The organism is Pseudoalteromonas sp. T1lg24 (assembly GCF_002964745.1).
GTDB lineage: Bacteria > Pseudomonadota > Gammaproteobacteria > Enterobacterales > Alteromonadaceae > Pseudoalteromonas > Pseudoalteromonas spongiae.
This window is the reverse complement of the sequence record NZ_PQCB01000016.1, coordinates 158,891-177,541: the sequence shown is the minus strand read 5'-3', so window position 1 is coordinate 177,541 and position 18,651 is coordinate 158,891. Positions and strand designations below refer to the sequence as shown.

At 40.3% G+C, this 18,651-nt stretch carries 17 protein-coding genes and 1 pseudogene; 7 read left to right on the top strand and 11 right to left on the bottom strand.

Annotated elements, in window-relative coordinates; all coding sequences use genetic code 11:
* Positions 1–44 precede the first annotated feature (44 nt).
* The 5 genes from fabG to yceD all read right to left on the bottom strand — a co-directional run bounded on the left by fabG (position 45) and on the right by yceD (position 3,602).
* On the bottom strand, positions 45–791 hold the full coding sequence (gene fabG / locus C2M30_RS08160; protein WP_010559956.1) for a 3-oxoacyl-ACP reductase FabG: 747 nt from the start codon (positions 789–791) through the stop codon (positions 45–47).
* A 15-nt stretch (positions 792–806) separates the two neighbouring features.
* Positions 807–1,739, bottom strand: a complete 933-nt coding sequence (gene fabD / locus C2M30_RS08155; protein ID WP_010559955.1) for an ACP S-malonyltransferase — start codon at positions 1,737–1,739, stop codon at positions 807–809.
* A gap of 72 nt (positions 1,740–1,811) precedes the next feature.
* Positions 1,812–2,888 carry a phosphate acyltransferase PlsX gene (gene plsX / locus C2M30_RS08150; RefSeq protein ID WP_051320891.1) on the bottom strand — a complete coding sequence of 359 codons (1,077 nt, stop codon included), beginning with the start codon at positions 2,886–2,888 and terminating at the stop codon, positions 1,812–1,814.
* Positions 2,889–2,898: 10 nt separating this feature from the next.
* Positions 2,899–3,066, bottom strand: coding sequence for a 50S ribosomal protein L32 (gene rpmF / locus C2M30_RS08145; RefSeq protein WP_010559953.1), 168 nt, complete (start codon positions 3,064–3,066; stop codon positions 2,899–2,901).
* Positions 3,067–3,077: 11 nt separating this feature from the next.
* Complete coding sequence (gene yceD / locus C2M30_RS08140; protein WP_040641640.1) at positions 3,078–3,602, bottom strand: 23S rRNA accumulation protein YceD; 525 nt, start codon at positions 3,600–3,602, stop codon at positions 3,078–3,080.
* Between the two features lie 118 nt (positions 3,603–3,720).
* Between yceD and C2M30_RS08135 the strand changes: the two genes are divergently transcribed.
* The gene (locus tag C2M30_RS08135; RefSeq protein ID WP_105171648.1) at positions 3,721–4,326 is read left to right on the top strand and encodes a Maf family protein; all 606 of its coding nucleotides are present in this window, start codon (positions 3,721–3,723) and stop codon (positions 4,324–4,326) included.
* On the opposite strand, the gene C2M30_RS08130 is transcribed toward C2M30_RS08135, so the two are convergent.
* Together C2M30_RS08130 and rluC are read right to left on the bottom strand one after the other, a co-directional pair.
* A complete protein-coding gene (locus tag C2M30_RS08130) occupies positions 4,318–4,956 on the bottom strand; it encodes an HAD-IIIA family hydrolase (protein WP_105171285.1) in 639 nt (212 codons plus the stop codon). The two genes, C2M30_RS08135 and C2M30_RS08130, sit on opposite strands and share 9 nt — an antisense overlap.
* Positions 4,957–5,916 carry a 23S rRNA pseudouridine(955/2504/2580) synthase RluC gene (rluC, locus tag C2M30_RS08125; RefSeq protein ID WP_010559949.1) on the bottom strand — a complete coding sequence of 320 codons (960 nt, stop codon included), beginning with the start codon at positions 5,914–5,916 and terminating at the stop codon, positions 4,957–4,959. It abuts the gene before it with no gap.
* A gap of 522 nt (positions 5,917–6,438) precedes the next feature.
* On the opposite strand from rluC, the gene rne reads away from it, so the two are divergent.
* From rne to C2M30_RS08105, 3 genes are all read left to right on the top strand, one after another.
* Complete coding sequence (rne, locus tag C2M30_RS08120; protein WP_105171284.1) at positions 6,439–9,423, top strand: ribonuclease E; 2,985 nt, start codon at positions 6,439–6,441, stop codon at positions 9,421–9,423.
* Positions 9,424–9,835: 412 nt separating this feature from the next.
* A complete protein-coding gene (locus C2M30_RS08115; protein ID WP_105171283.1) occupies positions 9,836–10,693 on the top strand; it encodes a hypothetical protein in 858 nt (285 codons plus the stop codon).
* 831 nt (positions 10,694–11,524) lie between these two features.
* A complete protein-coding gene (locus C2M30_RS08105; RefSeq protein ID WP_105171281.1) occupies positions 11,525–11,761 on the top strand; it encodes a hypothetical protein in 237 nt (78 codons plus the stop codon).
* Between the two features lie 122 nt (positions 11,762–11,883).
* Here C2M30_RS08105 and yejK read toward each other — a convergent pair whose 3' ends face one another.
* Positions 11,884–12,894: a nucleoid-associated protein YejK gene (gene yejK / locus C2M30_RS08100; protein WP_105171280.1), complete on the bottom strand. Its 1,011-nt coding sequence runs from the start codon at positions 12,892–12,894 to the stop codon at positions 11,884–11,886.
* Between the two features lie 62 nt (positions 12,895–12,956).
* On the opposite strand from yejK, the gene C2M30_RS08095 reads away from it, so the two are divergent.
* The 3 genes and pseudogenes from C2M30_RS08095 to C2M30_RS08085 all read left to right on the top strand — a co-directional run bounded on the left by C2M30_RS08095 (position 12,957) and on the right by C2M30_RS08085 (position 15,162).
* A complete protein-coding gene (locus tag C2M30_RS08095) occupies positions 12,957–13,169 on the top strand; it encodes a DUF1414 domain-containing protein (RefSeq protein ID WP_010559945.1) in 213 nt (70 codons plus the stop codon).
* A gap of 4 nt (positions 13,170–13,173) precedes the next feature.
* A pseudogene (locus tag C2M30_RS21725) lies at positions 13,174–14,639 on the top strand (DUF3413 domain-containing protein).
* A gap of 61 nt (positions 14,640–14,700) precedes the next feature.
* Positions 14,701–15,162, top strand: coding sequence for a DUF4124 domain-containing protein (locus C2M30_RS08085; protein ID WP_105171279.1), 462 nt, complete (start codon positions 14,701–14,703; stop codon positions 15,160–15,162).
* Positions 15,163–15,345: 183 nt separating this feature from the next.
* Here C2M30_RS08085 and C2M30_RS08080 read toward each other — a convergent pair whose 3' ends face one another.
* The 3 genes from C2M30_RS08080 to C2M30_RS08070 are packed head-to-tail and all read right to left on the bottom strand — an operon-like array spanning position 15,346 to position 18,635.
* Positions 15,346–18,039 (bottom strand): DUF349 domain-containing protein, encoded by a 2,694-nt coding sequence (locus C2M30_RS08080; RefSeq protein ID WP_158683352.1) that lies wholly within the window; start codon positions 18,037–18,039, stop codon positions 15,346–15,348.
* The gene (locus tag C2M30_RS08075) at positions 18,029–18,310 is read right to left on the bottom strand and encodes a YeaC family protein (protein ID WP_010559941.1); all 282 of its coding nucleotides are present in this window, start codon (positions 18,308–18,310) and stop codon (positions 18,029–18,031) included. The genes C2M30_RS08080 and C2M30_RS08075 overlap by 11 nt, the downstream gene beginning before the upstream one ends.
* A gap of 1 nt (position 18,311) precedes the next feature.
* The gene (locus C2M30_RS08070; RefSeq protein WP_105171277.1) at positions 18,312–18,635 is read right to left on the bottom strand and encodes a hypothetical protein; all 324 of its coding nucleotides are present in this window, start codon (positions 18,633–18,635) and stop codon (positions 18,312–18,314) included.
* Positions 18,636–18,651: the final 16 nt, after the last annotated feature.

Genomic DNA, 18,651 nt, shown 5'->3' with positions numbered 1-18,651 from the left:
CCCTAAATTTCACTATTTCGCCGAAATTACGATTGCGTGACGACTTAGATCATGTACATACCGCCGTTTACATGTAATGTTTCGCCGGTTACGTATGCAGCCGCGTCAGATGCTAAATAAGCCACTGCTGCTGCAATTTCGTTCGGTTGACCTAAACGGTTTGCAGGCACGTTAGCAAGCGTTGCTGCTTTTTGGTCATCTGTTAGCTCGTCAGTCATATCTGTTTGGATAAAACCAGGCGCTACTACGTTAACTGTAATGCCACGAGAAGCCACTTCACGCGCCATAGATTTAGAAAAACCGATTACGCCCGCTTTTGCCGCTGCATAGTTAGCTTGACCTGCATTACCCATAGTGCCAACCACTGAACCAATATTGATAATACGGCCATTTTTCTTTTTCATCATTGGACGTAATACCGCTTTTGATAAACGGAAGATTGATGATAAGTTAGTGTCGATAATGTCATCCCACTCGCTGTCTTTCATACGCATAAGTAGGTTGTCACGAGTAATACCCGCATTATTTACTAATACATCAATATCGCCTAAGTCAGCTTTTACAGCCGCTAATGTCGCTTCAATTGACTCAGCGTCTGTTACGTTAAGTGCATAACCTTTACCGTTTTCACCTAAGTAATCACTGATTTTACCCGCACCACTTTCGCTTGTTGCAGTGCCTGCAACTTTAGCACCTAGCGATACCAGTGTTTCAGCAATTGATTTACCAATACCACGGCTTGCACCGGTTACTAGTACTACTTTGCCTTCTAAAGAGAATAAGTTACTCATAAAATTTTCCGTAAATTATGCGTCTAAAACGCTAGAAAGAGTGTTTAAATCGTTAACTGCAGCGCAACTTACCGATTTATCAATACGTTTTGCAAGACCTGTTAATACTTTACCTGGACCAAACTCATAAGTCGTTGTTAAGCCATCTTGCGCTAATTTTTGTACTGTTTCAGTCCAACGAACTGGGCTGTAAAGTTGACGTACTAATGCATCTTTAATTGCTTCGCTTGCAGTTTCAGTAGCCACGTCAACATTATTAATCACCGAGATTTCAGGTGTATTAAATGTAATCGCTTCTAAATCAGCCGCTAATTTATCAGCTGCTGGCTTCATTAACGCACAGTGTGACGGCACGCTTACAGCTAGCGGCAATGCACGCTTTGCACCTGCTTCTTTACACAGTTCCCCTGCACGCTCTACTGCTGCTTTTTGACCAGCGATAACAACTTGACCAGGTGAATTAAAGTTTACTGGCGATACTACTTCGCCTTGCGCTGCATCTTCACATGCTTTTGCAATTGCATCATCGGCTAGACCAATAATTGCGTACATTGCGCCAGTACCCGCTGGTACTGCTTCTTGCATATAAAGGCCACGTTTTTCAACAAGCTTTACTGCTTCTGAAAGTGAAATAACGCCAGCACAAACTAATGCTGAGTATTCACCTAAGCTGTGACCAGCCATTGCACTTGGCTTTTCGCCACCTGCTTCAATAAAGTGACGATAAATAGCCACACTTGACGTTAATAACGCAGGTTGAGTACGGTGCGTTTCATTTAATGATTCTGCTGGACCATTAAGCACAAGTGCTGCTAAATCGTAACCAAGTGCATCACTTGCCTCGGCAAAGGTTGCTTTAACAACATCTGATTCTGCAAGTAGTTCAGCCAGCATGCCCACAGTTTGTGAACCTTGGCCTGGAAATAAAATCGCTGTGTTATTTGACATAGTTTCTTCTTCTATAACAAAACAAAACCAGCATTTGCTGGTTATAAAATTCTTTTGGTGGTGAAAGTGCCGCTATTTATTGCACGGTGAACAAAGTGGATCATTTTCCTCATTGTCCAACGCGAGTTGTTGCCCTTTCAGCGCAGCAAATCGTGCTGCTATTTTCTCAGGAAGTTGCTTTTCAACCTCCCGCACGGCTTCATTTATCGCCGCCAAAAATGCCGGCGATTTTGCATTACCGTGACTTTTAACCACAATACCGCGTAATCCTACCAAACTTGCACCGTTATACTGGTCGGGGTTCATCTTTTTATAGAGTTTTTTTAGCACTGGAAACATTAAAAGTGCTGCGGCGCGGTAAAAAATGCTTTTTTTGAGGGTTTTATTGAGTTTATGAATGATCATTTTGGCAATACCCTCACAGGTTTTTAATGCAATATTGCCAACAAAGCCATCACATACAATAACATCGGCCTTGCCTTTAAAAATGTCGGTGCCTTCACAATAACCGATGTAGTTAAGTGCATTTGATTGTTCAAACAACTCCGACGCGCGCTTAATATCTTCATGCCCTTTAATATCTTCTGCGCCGATATTGAGTAAACCTACAGTCGGGTTTTCAATGCCTTGCGATTGTTCGGCAACCACACTGCCCATTACGGCAAAATCAAACAATGTTTCTGGATCCGCAGTAACATTAGCCCCTAAATCCAATAAATAAACTGGTTTAGGTTTTTCAGTTGGAACCGAACTGATTAATGCAGGTCGACTAATGCCCGGCAGCATTTTCAAGATGCAATACGCCATTGCAAACAGTGCACCAGTATTACCGGCAGACACACATGCTTGTGCTTCTCCTGATTTAACTAAATCAAGGGCTTTTCGCATTGAGGAATCTTTTTTACAGCGTAACGCTGTGGATGGCTTATCGTCGTTATTAACGACTTCGCTACAATGTTTAATCTGTAATCGAGGGTGTTGCAAAGCGTCGAGCTTTTCAAGCTCTGTGCGAATGAGGGTTTCGTTACCGCATAATATCAGGGTGATATTATCGTGCGAGTTTACAGCTTCAATTGCTGCAGGCAACGAAGAACGGGGGCCGTAATCGCCCCCCATTATATCTAACGCTATGGTTAGATTAGACATCAAAATAGCTCTATTAAGAAACTACTTTTTCGCCTTTGTAGTAACCGTCTGCAGTTACGTGGTGACGACGGTGCGTTTCACCTGATACTGGATCAACTGTTAGAGTTGGACCATTGATCGCATCGTGTGAACGACGCATACCACGCTTAGAGCGAGACTTCTTGCTTTTTTGTACAGCCATTGCCTTATCTCCTAAGAATCTTTCTTAAGTTGTTTCAAAATTTCAAATGGATTTGGTTTGTCATCTTCTGCTTCTATTTCACCAAAGCTCAAAGGCTTTTCTGAAAATCTGCAATGAGACTCTTCATGCATCGGTACTATTGGGATGGCTAACATTAATTCATCTTCAACAAGTTGATGTAAATTAATTTCACCTTCCTCATCCATCTCTACCACATCATAACATGACGGTAGATGCTCAGATGACTTACCTATACCTATTGGCGAATAAGCAAAGTCTAGTTCCAAATCCAACCCTAACTCTTCATTACAGCGCTGACAAATAGTTGTAATGTTGGCGTTGGCATGGCCTTCAACAACACTAATTCCCTGTTCGTCTTTTCTGAAATGAATCTTAACTTCGACCTCACCCTCGTTCCGTACAACTACATCGAGTAATCGAGGAAGTTGCTCGAACAACACAATACCGTCATAAGTGACCTGTTTTTGTGCGGTTCGTATAGGATCAAGCGTGATCGGAATCTTCACCTTTTGCATAGGGGCTGCATCATATAGATTGTTAGACTTAGAGTCAAAATAAAATTCAACTTTCCTTTGCATTTAGCGCAATTGAATCCTATTCTGCGCAAAAAGTAAGTATTCGATGAAAATTATCATGAAAACCCCGTTTATTTTAGCGTCAAGTTCGCCGTTTCGAAAATCAATTTTAGAAAAAATTTTACCGGTATTTGAGAGCTTTTCACCTAATATTGATGAATCGCCAAAAGCCAATGAAAATGTGATTGAATTGGTTGAGCGATTAGCGCTTGAAAAAGCCAAAACAGCGCTTCAATTTTATCAACAAGGTGTGGTGATTGGTTCTGATCAAGTTGCCGTATTTGAAACGCCAAATAACAAAGGGCAAATACTCGGAAAACCACATACGCGCGATAACGCAATTAAGCAACTTTCGTTATTTTCAGGTAATAAAGTGCGTTTTATCACCTCACTTGCCGTGCTTGATATTGCAACTAATAACACCTTAGTAACTCACGACACCACCGATGTGTACTTTAAAACCTTGCGCCAAGCTCAAATTGAACAATACATAGATAAAGAACAGCCACTGAACTGCGCGGGCAGCTTTAAATCGGAGGGGTTAGGTATTGTGTTATTTGATAAGATCTTAGGTGAGGATCCCAATTCCCTTGTGGGTCTGCCGTTAATTAAGCTAACCAACCTGCTTGCACAAATTGGTATTGACCCACTGGATTTAAAATAAATCGACTAGCTGCTCGAACTGATCGATGATCGCGACTGGCGCATAAGGCTCTAATTGAGAAACCGGGTGTGCGCCAAAGCTAACACCAATAGAGGCTACCTTGGCATTTTGAGCCATTGCCAAGTCCATGCTGGTATCGCCTATCATCACGGCCTTATTAGGAGCTATATTAAGTTCGCTACAAATTTCTAAAATCATTTCTGGTGATGGTTTAGAGGCGCACTCACAAGCGGTACGTGTGGCTTTAAAAAATGAACTTAGCTGAGTTTCGTGCATTAAACGATCAAGTCCTTTGCGACTTTTGCCCGTCGCTACAGCCAATGTATAACCTTTGTTTTTTAATGCTGTTAAACATTCAAACACATGGGGAAACAACGTCGATGGCGTATCGTCTTCTGACACATACACCTCTTTATATGATTGCGCTAATTCAAACGTTGCACTTGGTTCATTAAAAAGCTTTTCAATTGCGACCTCTAAACTAAGACCAATAATTTGACGAATAGCATCATCACTTGGCCTTGTTAACTGGTGACGATCTGCAACAAGCTTTACCGTATTCACAATTTTTGGCACGGTATCCATAATGGTACCGTCCCAATCAAAAATGATAAGTTCTTTCGCTGTCATCTATGCTTCTTCACGTAGTGTTTTGATGCAGTTCTTTAACTGATTATCCAATGGCGCTTCTACTCGCATCGACTCTTCTGTTTTAGGGTGAATAAAGGTAAGGTCATGTGCGTGTAAAAATAGGCGATTTAAGCCTTTTTTCTTCATTTCGCTATCAAACTCAGCAACACCATATTTGTCATCGCAAGCAATTGGGTGACCTTTACATTGCGTATGTACACGAATTTGATGGGTTCTACCCGTTACTGGTGACGCTTGCACTAACGTCGCAAATTGACCAAAACGCTCTAAAACACGAAAACGGGTTTGGCTCGGCTTGCCTTCTGCCTCGTCTACGCGCACTACTCGCTCACCCGACTGCAAGGTATTTTTACGAAGTGGCTCAGTAACATTCTTGATTTTGCTTGCCCAGCTACCTGTAACCAGTGCCCAGTAATTTTTTTCCATGGTTTTTTCACGCAGTTGTTCATGTAACCCACGTAATACCGAACGCTTTTTAGAAACGAGTAAACAGCCTGACGTATCGCGGTCTAGTCGATGAACCAGTTCAAGATTACGTTCATCTGGACGAATGCTACGCAGTGCTTCGATTAAGCCATAACTTAAGCCACTGCCTCCATGAACAGCCATACCAGATGGCTTATTTAGTACCATAAGGTATTTATCTTCAAATAAAATTGCGTCTTCAAGCTTTGCAATTTTATCTAAGTTTTTAGGTACAAACTCTTGCTTCTCAGCCACTTTAACTGGCGGAATACGTACCACATCACCCGCTTGAAGCTTATAAACTGGCTTAATGCGTTTTTTATTTACGCGCACTTCGCCTTTACGCAAAATTCGGTAAATTGCACTTTTTGGCACCCCTTTTAAAGCAGTAATTAAAAAGTTATCAATTCGTTGCCCATGGTTGCCTTCATCGATGTCAACAAATTGGACCTGATTTTTTTGCTGTTCTGACATTGCCTAATCACTGATTTGAGTAATAATTTAGTTGCGAAGCGTCCATATTTAATGGGATAATCGCGCTTGAAATTGACCTTTTGTGAGCAAAATTCACGCTTCACGTGTCAATTTGGTGTTTTATTAGCCAAAGCTAACGATGAAACACGCTTTAAGACGCAGATCATACAGGTCTATGACAGCTTTCTAAAGCTTTTAACGATCTTAAAGCGCATGTAGCGGCCCCCTGAACCAATGAGTGTACTAGATTGTAATTCAGAAAAGCCCCATCTAACTCAGCTAATAAACGTATTTTAAAAGATAAAATACGAGATTTACGACCAAACGTCGTTCAGAATAAAATTAAATGAATTTTTGTGCTGGGTAAGAAACAAATACCGAGCACCTGCCTAGAATGGCAATTTAACAGAAAATCGGAGTTATACTCCCCCCAGACAGCCCAGTCGTGAGACTGCACAAACTCGTGGGTGTCTGAACAACACTGGTTGTTAATCTCTTACTACTATTACAGAGTTTAACAATATGAAACGTATGCTGATCAATGCAACGCAACAAGAAGAAATGCGCGTTGCACTGGTTGATGGACAGCGCTTATATGATCTAGATATCGAAAGCCCTGGCCATGAACAAAAAAAAGCAAATATCTATAAGGGTAAAATTACTCGCGTAGAACCATCTCTAGAAGCTGCTTTTGTCGACTACGGCGCTGAGCGTCACGGTTTCCTCCCTCTTAAAGAAATTGCCCGCAGTTACTTCCCTGAAGGTTACACTTTCAACGGTCGCCCAAACATCAAAGATGTTGTAAAAGAAGGCCAAGAAGTAATTGTACAAGTTGATAAAGAAGAGCGCGGCCAAAAAGGTGCAGCACTGACTACCTTTATTAGCGTTGCAGGTAGCTACCTAGTATTAATGCCAAACAATCCACGTGCTGGCGGTATTTCTCGTCGTATCGAAGGTGATGAGCGTACAGAGCTAAAAGAAGCGCTGTCTCGTTTAGAATTACCAAAAGGCATGGGCTTAATTGTACGTACAGCTGGCGTTGGTAAATCTTTCGAAGAACTTGAATACGATTTACGCGCCCTGCTTGTACATTGGGATGCTATCAAAAAAGCGTCAGAAAGCGGCCCTGCACCATTTTTAATCCACCAAGAAAGCAATGTAATTTTCCGTGCTATTCGTGATTATTTGCGTCGTGATATTGGCGAGATTTTAATTGATAAACAGCGCGTATTCGATGAAGCAAAAGCACACATTGAACGTTTTCGCCCAGACTTCATTAACCGTGTAAAACTTTACACAGGTGATGCGCCACTGTTTACCCATTATCAGATTGAAAGCCAAATTGAATCTGCATTCCAACGTGAAGTACGTTTACCGTCAGGTGGCTCAATCGTTATTGACCCAACTGAAGCGTTAACATCAATTGATATCAACTCGTCTAAAGCAACAAAAGGCGGCGATATTGAAGAAACGGCACTAAACACTAACTTAGAAGCAGCAGATGAAATTGCGCGCCAACTTCGCTTACGTGATTTAGGTGGCCTAGTTGTTATCGATTTTATTGATATGACACCGCCGCGTCACCAACGCGCTGTTGAGAACAAATTAAAAGAAGCAGTTAAACCAGACCGCGCACGTGTACAAATTGGTAAGATTTCACGTTTCGGTTTACTTGAAATGTCGCGTCAGCGTCTTCGTCCATCACTGGGTGAAGCAAGCCAAGGCACCTGCCCTCGTTGTAACGGCCAAGGTACTGTACGCTCAAACGAATCACTTGCATTATCGATTCTTCGTCTACTAGAAGAAGAAGCGATTAAAGACAATACGTCACAAGTAAATGCACAAGTACCTGTGCCAGTAGCAACTTACTTGCTAAACGAAAAACGCAAGAGCGTGCGCCGTATTGAAAAACGCCACGGCTGTCATGTCGTGATTATTCCAAATCCACATTTAGAGACACCACACTACGAAGTATTGCGTTTAAAGAAAGATGAAACGATTGAAACGGTAAGCTTTGACCAAGTTCAAGCACCTGAAGTAAAAACGGATGCCATTGTTCACGCTGAAAAAGCGGTTAAAGAGCAACCAGTACTACAAGGTGTTGTTGTACCAAGCGAACCTGCGCCAGTTAAAAAAGAAGTAAAAGAAGGCTTATTCGCTAAGATCGCTAAGTGGTTTGGTAGCCTGTTTGCTTCTGAAGAACCAGAAAAGCCGGTACAAAAGCGCGGTGGTCGTCGTAATAACCAACGTGGTAACGACAATCGACGTCGCAATCAGCGCAAACCGAACAACCGTAATAAGCAAGCTGCTGGTGAGCAAAAAGAGCAACGCGAACAGCGCGATGAAAAACGTAACTCAAAAGAGAACAACAATCGTCGCCGCCGTAACAACCGCTCAAACGCTAACAAGGTTGAGAAAGAACAAAAGCCTGTTGAGGTGGAAGCAAATCAACAACAGCCGGTTAAAGTAAAAGAGCGTCGTCAACGTCGCAATATGCGTAAAAAAGTGCGCATTGAGAAAACCAATGAAGCGTTAGAGACAAATACAGAAACGCAAGCGCCTGTAATTGAAAATACAGCTCCGGTTGAAAAGCAAAAGCCACAGCGTTCTAAGCCTGTAAAAGCGAAAAAGCCAGCAAAAGTGACTGAAGAAGTAGAAAACGCTGATCTTGTAGCGGCTTCAGAAACAAACGCTGACGCGCCGGTTGCAGAGCAAAAAACACATGAAGTTACCGAGCAACAGGTTGTTGCTAACGACGTAGCCAATGAACCTGTAGAACTAGTTAGTGAGCCAAAAGCCGCGACTGAAAGCGCTGAATCACAAAACGACGACGAAAAAGAGACGCGTACTCGCTCTCGCCGTTCGCCGCGCCATTTACGTGCAGCCGGTCAGCGTCGTAAAAAGCCAAGCGAAACTAAGTCTGATATTGAACTTGAGACAACAGAGTCACCAGGCTTTGTACCAGTTGCTGATCAAGCAATGGCAGAAGTGGAAGTTGATTCAGTTGCAGCAGCTGAAGTGCAAGAGACTAAAACCGAAGCTGTTGAAGCACCGATTGTTGAAACAAAGGTAGCAGAAACTGAAGCAGCTGAGGTTGTCGTTGAACCAACTAAAGCTGAAGAAGCTCCAAAAGTTGAACAAACGCAATCTGAAGTAAAAGCTGAAGTAGTTGAAGATGCTAACGGTGAAAACCTTGAAGCTGTCGCTCCAGTTGCTGAACACGTTGTTGAAACGCAACAAGCAGAAACGACGACGGTTGAAACACCAAGTGCTGCAGCGGTTGCTGCTCAAACTGAAACAAACACAGCACCTGCGACAAACGGCGTAGCTTATCGCCATGCAAGTGCGCCAATGACAAAAGCGTCTGGTGGCGCAATGACTGAAGGTTTTGAAATGCCATTAGCAATGCCACACAGTGAGCGCCAAGTGCCAAGTGCAAGCAGTATGCAACCGGGTAGCATTAACCCAGTTGGTAAAGCAAGCGCACCGATGGCAAAAACAGTTTAATCTTAAGTTGTAACTAAAAGAGCCGCATTATGCGGCTCTTTTTTTGTCTGAAATTTAGAGCAAATTGAAATAGTAACTCTTCAGCTAGCATTAATTGTTGCAGCTAATATTTGTTCTTGTAGTTTCTATGAATAGGTTTGAACTTCTCCTGACAGGCCGCCATGAGCGAACAGCTGTCATTAGAAAATTATTTTTCAATACTGATTTTATCTCCAGTTGTTATGAATTTCACCTATATTTAAGAAAACGACCCATTTGGTCGCTTTTATCCTTTTCACAATTTCAATAATGATTAAAAGTATATCTGTAGCAACAAGTTAGTTAGTGTGGTAGAACTGGTACAATGATAAAAATGACTCGTGGCGCGTCATAAAAACGACCCAATGGGTCGATATTAAATTGTTAGGTAATCATGAAGTTTCAACTACTAGTGACAGTACTGCTTTTGTTGTCTGTCGATGTCTTTGCAAAAGATATCTTCAAAGCATGCATTGAAACTAAAAAAACTATTGAAAAAAGACCTTCATATGACATTACGTGGTCTACTTATTTACCCGAAACTAAAGAAACTACAAATTTATTTAATACGGGAAACCTGAGTATTCCTGTAGTAACAGGGGCAAATAGTGAAGCCACTGCTATGGGAATGATAGGCAGTCCTGAATTAACTTTTAAGTCTAGTGAGAAATCAACCTCACAATCTATTCAAACGATCAGTTTTGACACTATTTTTTCTAGGGTAATTGAAGACCAAGATAAATACCCCGAGCTAGTTGGTCATACAGCGTTTGATGCTTTAAAAAATAGTTTTTCTGTTTCTATTAATGATGTTAACTGTGACGACTACAAGAATTTAAATTTAAGCGACGTAGGCACCCAAAAAGATGCTGTAAAGAGACTCATGTTAGTTTTGCTCAAAGCAAATTTTTCACCCTATCAAGCTATTGATGTAATTAATGTAGATGGTAGAAATGCTTTTCTTATCAGACAGGAGCACGGGTTTGAATATCATGAAATGAAAGACGGGAAGACATTTATGGTATCGACCTTTAGTGGTAAACGAACAGATGTCGATATATTTCTTAATTCTCTAAGCTCCGTTGGTATTAGTGGTTACGACTTTGAAATCGCACATGAAATTGTGAAAAATATTAACTCTAAGTCAATTCAAGGCTGGCAAAAAATAATTGGTCTGATGAAAATGCAAAAGTATAGTGAGATCTCAATCGCCACGGTACAGGAACAAATTGATTACCTTACAAGTCAATAATGGAATGGACGCAAAACGCTTGGCTTGTGCTCCTTCATCGCTAATTTTGGCCAAGCATATGTCCGCCCCATATTGAAGCGTTAAGAATGACAATTGTTGGCACAAAGCGGAAGTAACCCTCTGAATTTAATTATGTATCCGGCAGTAATGAGCGAATAGCAGACGTTGCTAAAACTGTCATCAACATGCAAAATTCAAAACGACCCAATTTTAAATTTCAAAGAGGCTTAGAATAGAGTTGTGAAGTTACTGAGTTTTTTTTATTTTTTCTCATTTATGTTTGTTAAGAGAGAATTCCCAGAAAAGGATCCACATAAAAGTGCTTTAAGTGACATCTCGTGGGCTCTTAGCTGCTTTGTTGTACCTATTTCCTTTATTCTGCTATTACAACAAGACTTTTGGCTGTCTGTAATGCAGTTATGGAATCCTAAATTGATAGAAGTTAGTAAGTATAATTTGTTTTCACCAGCAGCGTTCATAATGTTCTTGATTTGGTATTTATTGAAAAAAGGGCTTAATTTGTTCTATTCAAAACAACGTACATTAGAGAGTTTAGAGCTTTACTTTAATCAGAAAACTAATCAAATTAGCAAAAAGACATATGATAATCACGGGCGGTTTTTAATAGCATTTTTTTCATTAGGTGGTGTTGGTAGTGTAATACTATATTTTTGGAAAGGCTTACTCGGGCTATTACCAATATTTCTATTCTTATTTTTGTATGAATGCTGGGTAAGATATGAATTCCAATGGAAGAATAGGAATTAACCTACTGAAAAACTGTCGTTTTTCGTTGTGTATTAGGTTTAGAGTTAGCACGAATGACAGTTGATGGATAGATTTGAGTTTTTAGAGCACATTGATGAACTCAATATAAATTCATCAGCATTTTGGCTAAATGGACCTTCAAATGAAAGATATTGTTTAGGTGAGCGAGGCAATAAATGGGAAGTGTTCTATACCGAAAGAGGCAATAAAAACTTAAGGGTTGAGTTTGATTCAGAAAGTGAAGCATTAAAGCATCTACTTAACAAACTAAAATCAGATCCAAGTAGCATCAAGAGCTAAGTAAACCTAACAAAAGACAAAGGTGTCGAGCGGCCGAGTTTGGCACAAATCGGCTATTCACTGTCAGATTTGATTCAGCTCTGTAAATCAAATCTGGCAGATCGAGTTAAAACTTATTCACGTTAGTTTTCTTCAAAGAAACGTTCTAATTGGTCTTTCAAGTTAGGTGGAACTCCTTTTATAGTTAAGGTGTCGCTGTACTTATCATATAAAACACGTTCGCCTAAATGCTTGCGCTCAAAACTCACACTTACACCGCTGCCTTGACCAGAAAATTTCACCATAGACGTTACCGTCTTTTTATCAACTGGGAATGACTCTTCTAAATCGTAGGCTTGCTCTTTATAAAAGCTATCAAAGCTTACTTCATCATCTTTACTTATGGTGCTTGATAACTGTGATACGTCAGCATCGCTGCCAGTAGCAACACAGTCTGAGCAATAATCAAAGACTTGCTTGCGTAAGTCATCTTTTTCGGTTTTATCAAATTGTCTATCCGATAAATAGTCTTCAACCGCAGATAACATTGCTTGCGATTGCTGACGCGCATCAATTCCCTCTTCACAGCCTAAAAAGTCTAAGAAGAAATCGGCCACTTTACGCCCTGCACGGCCTTTAATAAATGAAATATAACGATTATCTTCAAGCGCTGTTGCCATACCGTTAAGATCGATACGTGCCGCTAACTGCATTTTCGCGATATCTAAATGACGCGACGAAGTAAGGTCGAGCTCTTGGTTAATCGAGTAATGCTCTTTTACATTCACTAATGCAATCATCACATAGTCGTCGGCAACAAAGCGGTAGTGACAAAAAATAAGGTAACCCGTTTCATTAAACGCGTATTTGTTTAATTCTTCTTTTAAAACCTCGGCAGCCTGTTCAGTTAAATGATAAAAATGCATTTCACCTTGACGATAACTTTGAATACTCGAACTTACCACGCCGTTTTTCTCTGGACTAAAACCGCAAAAGCCTTTTCCTGGCTTACCGTTGTAGGCATGGTGTAACTGCTCGATAAACACATTAACCTTATCGTTGACTGGCATTTCATCATTACGAAGATGAATTTCAACTGTTTCGTCTTTTTTGTCGACATAGTGAACGACGAGTCTTTCTACTTGCACTGTCATCTTTGTTTTTCGCGCCTCAAATGTTAAAATATGAGTAATTTTATAAAATTAGAACTTAATTGATGCCTATCTTATCAAAATATTCAGACCAGCAAGTAGAAAATCTTGTTGATGACCTTTTAAAAACCCTTGTAGCCCACAAAGCGCCATTAGATTTAAGCCTAATGAGTCTTGGCAATACACTTTCACATATCATTAATGAAAAAGTGCCGGCAGCACAACGACAAGCCCTAATAGATAATTTTACACAAGCATTAAAAGACTCCGTAAAGTAACGCTATGAATTTGTCATCACAACAAGCGTTTTCGTCTAAAGCGGCAAAACTGTTGAGCTGGGGCCACTGGTTCACCTTTGCAAATATTTTATTTGCATTGATTGTGAGTAGCCTCTATTTAATTTCAGACCCAATGCCGATGACGTTTAGCGGCAAAGTATTCTTGTTGTTAAACTGGCTAGGTCACATTAGCTTTTTGACATTTTTATGCTTTGTGCTGACAATTTTTCCGCTCAGTCTTATTTTTCCATACCCGCGGCATATTCGGGGCATGGCTGCGGTAATTGCAACCTTCACCATGTCGCTTCTGGCATTAGACGCCTATGTTTATTTTCAACTTGGCTATCATTTGTCGCCGCAGGTATTTGAACAGATTGTGTCCTTGATCAGTGACACAATTTCTACTAATCCTAGCCTTTCGCTATTTATCGCGGGTGGCATTATTTTTGTAATTTTGTTTTTTGAACTCGTTGCTAGTAACTTTACGTGGCGACACCTCACAGAATTAAGACAAAAACCGTTTCGTCGTTATATTTCTCCGGTATTTATTGTCGCCTTTGTCGCCAGTCACCTACTTATATTTGGGCTGATGCGAATGTTAAGCTAGATATCACCAAGCAAGATAACGTGTTACCGCTTTCTTACCCAACCACAGCAAAAAGTTTATTAGCGCGTTACCAACTTGTCGATTTAGACGAATACAAAGAAGCGCAGAATGTTAGCTTTGCCAATGAAAAAGTGACTTATGTTGCGCCAAACCAACCGCTAACCTGTAATACAAATTCTGCTTCTGCAGAAATATTAGTGTTTGATAACCAGGCATTATTAAATCAGTATTTAAGCGACAAAGTGCTTAATGCCACAGATAACTTTTATCAGCCAGCAAATAAGCGTGAATCACTTTTCAACCTAGTTTATGGCTTGCCAAGTTACTATCAAAAAGTGATTCGTGCACAGGGGATTTTACCGGCATGGAGCAATAGCGTTAATGCATCGTTTATTAATCTTCCGCGCTTAGCAGAAGATGAAAACGCCAGCTTAACGGTTCACTATGTGAAAACACAAGACGAACTTGCAACCATTAAAAATAGCGTTGTAGATTTTGCATTTTCTCTGGCAAATAGCGAAGAAGATGCGTGGTCAAAATCAACACTTTATACAGCTGCACACATTACACCTGCAGGCATTATCACACCACAAGATGTGATTACAACCGTGCTTGCCAACACGTTTAATTGCCAAAACGTGCAAAATACGACGTTAGGTAACAACCTGTATAATGGTAGCGACACAGGTGTGAATATTAGTGGCAATACCTTACTTATCTATAAAAAAGATAAACTAACCTTGCTTACGTCTGACGGTAAACATGAAACAGTATCAGCACAGCAAGGCTTCGCGATTGATAGTCACCTTGAAGTGCCATTTTTAGTGCAAAGCCTGAAGAAATTAAAGCAATTTGAGCAATAGCTATTCTCTTTCTATAATCTAGTGACGAGACAGGATGTCACTAGATTATGAGGGAATCGCAATGAAACTACTCACCACCCTACTCTTTATTCCATTCACATGTTCAGCGCTGGATTACTATAAATGTACAACGGAAAACGGCATTATTTTCAGTCAATTTCCATGTGAATCGAAACAGCAACAACAAACACTGACATTGAAAGCGGTTAACACCAGCTCTAAGCCCTTCGCAAAAAAAGACACTATCGATCGCTACACCCAAAAACAACATGTGCTGAAAATTAAATCCGACATAAAAGGGGTTGAGCATAAAATAAGTGCACTGAAAAAGGCGCGATTAAATGAGCTGGCACAATTAAAAACACAGCTCGATAAGCACATGTCAAAAGAAGATAAAACAGCCTTAAAAAGAGAGGTTAAAACCAAACGCAAGCAAATCAAGGAAGAGTACAGGGATTTGATCGACTTGCAACAAGACGAATTAAAAAGGCTAAAGAAAAAGCTCAGCAACAGTCGAAAATAACTATCATTTTCTAACGTTTTTAACTTACTTACTATTTAACTAATATGTGAATAAACGAAGTCTAAATAGCTAAGTACTAACACCGCTCTGCTTCTGGTTAACTACAATGGAATGGCAATAAAAAAAGCCACTAACGTGGCTTTTTAAAACGGGCTTTACTCAATTTTTAGAGTTAAAAGTCCATTATACAAACGCTGGTTTAATGCGTGCTAACAGCGCTAACGATTCACTGTCAATTTCACCTTTACTAAGCCACTGCTTTAACAAGGTTTCATTATCTAACGCAGCACCATTCACTTTTTCTTGAAGCAATGTTACTTGTTCACTCAGTCGTACCGCATCATCAGATTCTGGAGAACCCATTTCGTTTAACAATTCAATACGAATAGTAATTTGCTGGCGCGTTAACTCGCTAGGCACTTTTTGTTGCCACGACGCGGGGATGATACTTTGTTCAAGCTGTTCAAAAAGTGAAATTAGCTTTTCTTTATCTTTACTGTTTTTGAGTACTTCTTGCTTTGCTGCATACTCAGTCAACGTACTGCTTACTTCATTTGATAACTGAGATTTCAGTAAATAGGCCTGCTTCAGTTCATCACGCAAATTCGCTAGCGCTGAAATTGCGTTTGTTAGTGAATCTACATTATCTAATTCAACGTCTTGTGTAATGCGCGTGAACTCGCTTTGCAACGAAACGAGTTTCTCGTCTTGCTGCTCTCGCTTGGCTTGGCGCTCACTGTCGCGCAATGAAAACGCACGATCATTAACTGCTCTAAACTCATTCCACAGCTGGTTTTCAAGCTTTTTACCGGCAAAACCGATATCTTTCCAACGTTGTTGCAATGACTTTAATTGCTCAATCACGTTTTCAATATTATCGTCTGTTAAACAGGCTTCAGCCTCTTTTACGAGTTTCGCTTTTGTATCTGCATTAACCGCATACGCCGCTTTAATAAACGCAAATATTTGGTTATCAATCGGTTTTAGCTCTGCAAGCAGCTGTTTATAATTTTTGTTATCAACTTCGCCCGCATTACGCCAATTTTGCTTAAGCTGCTTATACTGCTTTTCTACCTCTTTTAGTGTTAGCGTACTTACGCTATCTGCTAACGCTTGATATTGCACAATCAGATTTTTACGTGTCACAACATTTTGTTCGCGAGCGGCTTCAAGTGCAGCATAGTGCTCTCGACACGGCGTAAACGCGATTTCTAACTGTTGATTAAAAGTTTCATCTAGCGTTTTTTCTTCATCCGTTGCAATGTAGCCAAGTTCGTTCCAACGTTTACGTGCTACCTTAATCCATTGGCTTAACTCGGCAATATCTACATCATTTAGTGCAATTTTCTGCTTAACTTCTTCAATTAACTCATGACGTTTCGGCAAACTAATTTCACGTTGCCACTCGTTTACCTTCGTTAATTCTTGATCAACAAGTTGATATTCTGCTTCAAGCTTTTGTTGTGATGACTTAGGTAGCTTTTCAATATTTTCTTGTACACCTTTAAAAATACCAAAACACACCTTGTAGCGACCCGCGTCAATTAAACGTTTGATATCTTTAAGCTGTTTCGTTATATCCTGCTGAAGCGATTTAACTTCTTTAAGCAGGTCTTGATGCGACGCTTTCCAGTGCTTATCCATTTCGCGCATTTGCTTTTGATAGTTTTGCAATAACGGTTTTGGTAACTGTTTTAGCATATCTGACGTGGTGCTATACCACTGAGACTTAGCTTCTTGCGCTTCATCAAGCCCTTGTAAGTCACTTGCAAAAATTAATGTTTTACCTAAATTAACTTGCTCAGCAATCGCAGGCAATGACTCAATAACATCTTTTATTTCAGCACATTGCGCTGTTAAACGCTGAGTGAACTTAGTAAAGTCACTATCGCTTTGTGATAAGCTATCTAGCTCTGCTTGATGCGCATTCATTGCTGATAATGCCGTTTCTAGTGCTGATACATTATCAGCTGTCGGTTCAAGCAATAGCGCATCTAGCGCATTTTCACCGCGTTCTTTCAAGCTTACGCTTGTTTGCTTTATTGACTTAATTTTATCTTGTCTTAACTTAGCCGCTTGTTCTTCATCAAACTTGGCTTTTAAACCAACTAAATGCTTTTGTGCTTTTGCCGTAATATCTTGGTATTTAGCAACCACACTTTGCTTATCGTCTAAGTAATCTAATTCAAGCTGCTGCCACTGGGCTTCAAGTTGTTTGTATTCGGTATCGCACTTTACAAAATCAAACTTATCGCGCAATGCGTTTAGTTTAGCCAATACTAATGTACTTGCCTTATTCACCTCGATTGGTTTAAGCGCTTCGCATTTACGCGTTTCTTCTTGTTGTTTTAGTTGTTCAGCAAGTGCTGGTTTTGCATGCTTCAACAATGCTTTATCTAATTGATATTGCTGCATAACTGGAACTAACTCCAGTTGTTGCGAATCACTGGCGTGAGCAAAGAAATCTGTGATTAACGGCTTTTTACCGATTCGCTTTAGTAACGAAACTTGCACATTAAAATCGTTTACTAGTGGCAGTAACGCTTCTAATTGTTGGGTTTTATCACAACGTTTTACCAGTAACTCGAGTTCATCGTTAGTTGGCTTTTTTTGTTCAAGCTGATTAAAAATTTCTTTTTCAGCTGCACTAACAACTGGCTGGCTGTTTTCTTGTTTATATGTTTGCCACCATAAACTAATGTCATTAATGCGTTTTAATGCTGCAATCTTAACCTTGTCGTCGTCATCATTATTAGCTAACTGGTTTAAGATTGTATTATCTTTTACTTTATTGGCATCAAGTTGGCTAATTGCTAATAAACGATCTGATGCTTTTTTACTTTTCCATTTCGGCGTGAATAAACTACTAAATATCATCTTGCGCGAACCTTGCGATCTCATTTTTAGGACTGAATTCTTTCTTTAATTCTGCTTTTGACTTTTGCACCATCTGGCCATCTTCACCAATCGTGAATTGCTCATTGGTTTTAGCTACTTTTGCTTGGTACAACATCACTAGCTGAACAGTTTGCTCTCGTTGCTCATCAGACAGTGGCGTGCCATCTGGCCACTTTCCGGTTGCAGCGCCGTACTCAAGGCGTTCGAAAATTTCTGGCGTTAAGGTGTTAACTAAATGTTCAATGTTCATGCTAAGACTTTTTCAATAAAATGATGCGAATACGGTTAATAAGGTACCAGATAAAACCCACAGCAATGGCGCCATAGGTTGTCATTTGTTCGATGCTATCTGCAGCTGGCTCTCGTGAGTAAAGGTACAAAAAACCGCCTAAGAAAATAATCAATGCAACAAATGACTGATTGAGCAGCGCTTGCTTACGCTTAACGTAACGACGACCAGCGAGCCTTGCTCTTTCATGATCATCAAGCCCTGCTACAGCAGTATCACAATGTGGACATACTTTATGTTTATCGGAAATCGGTTTGCTACACGCTGGACAACTTATCCTCGCCATTTACTGCTCCATTAAA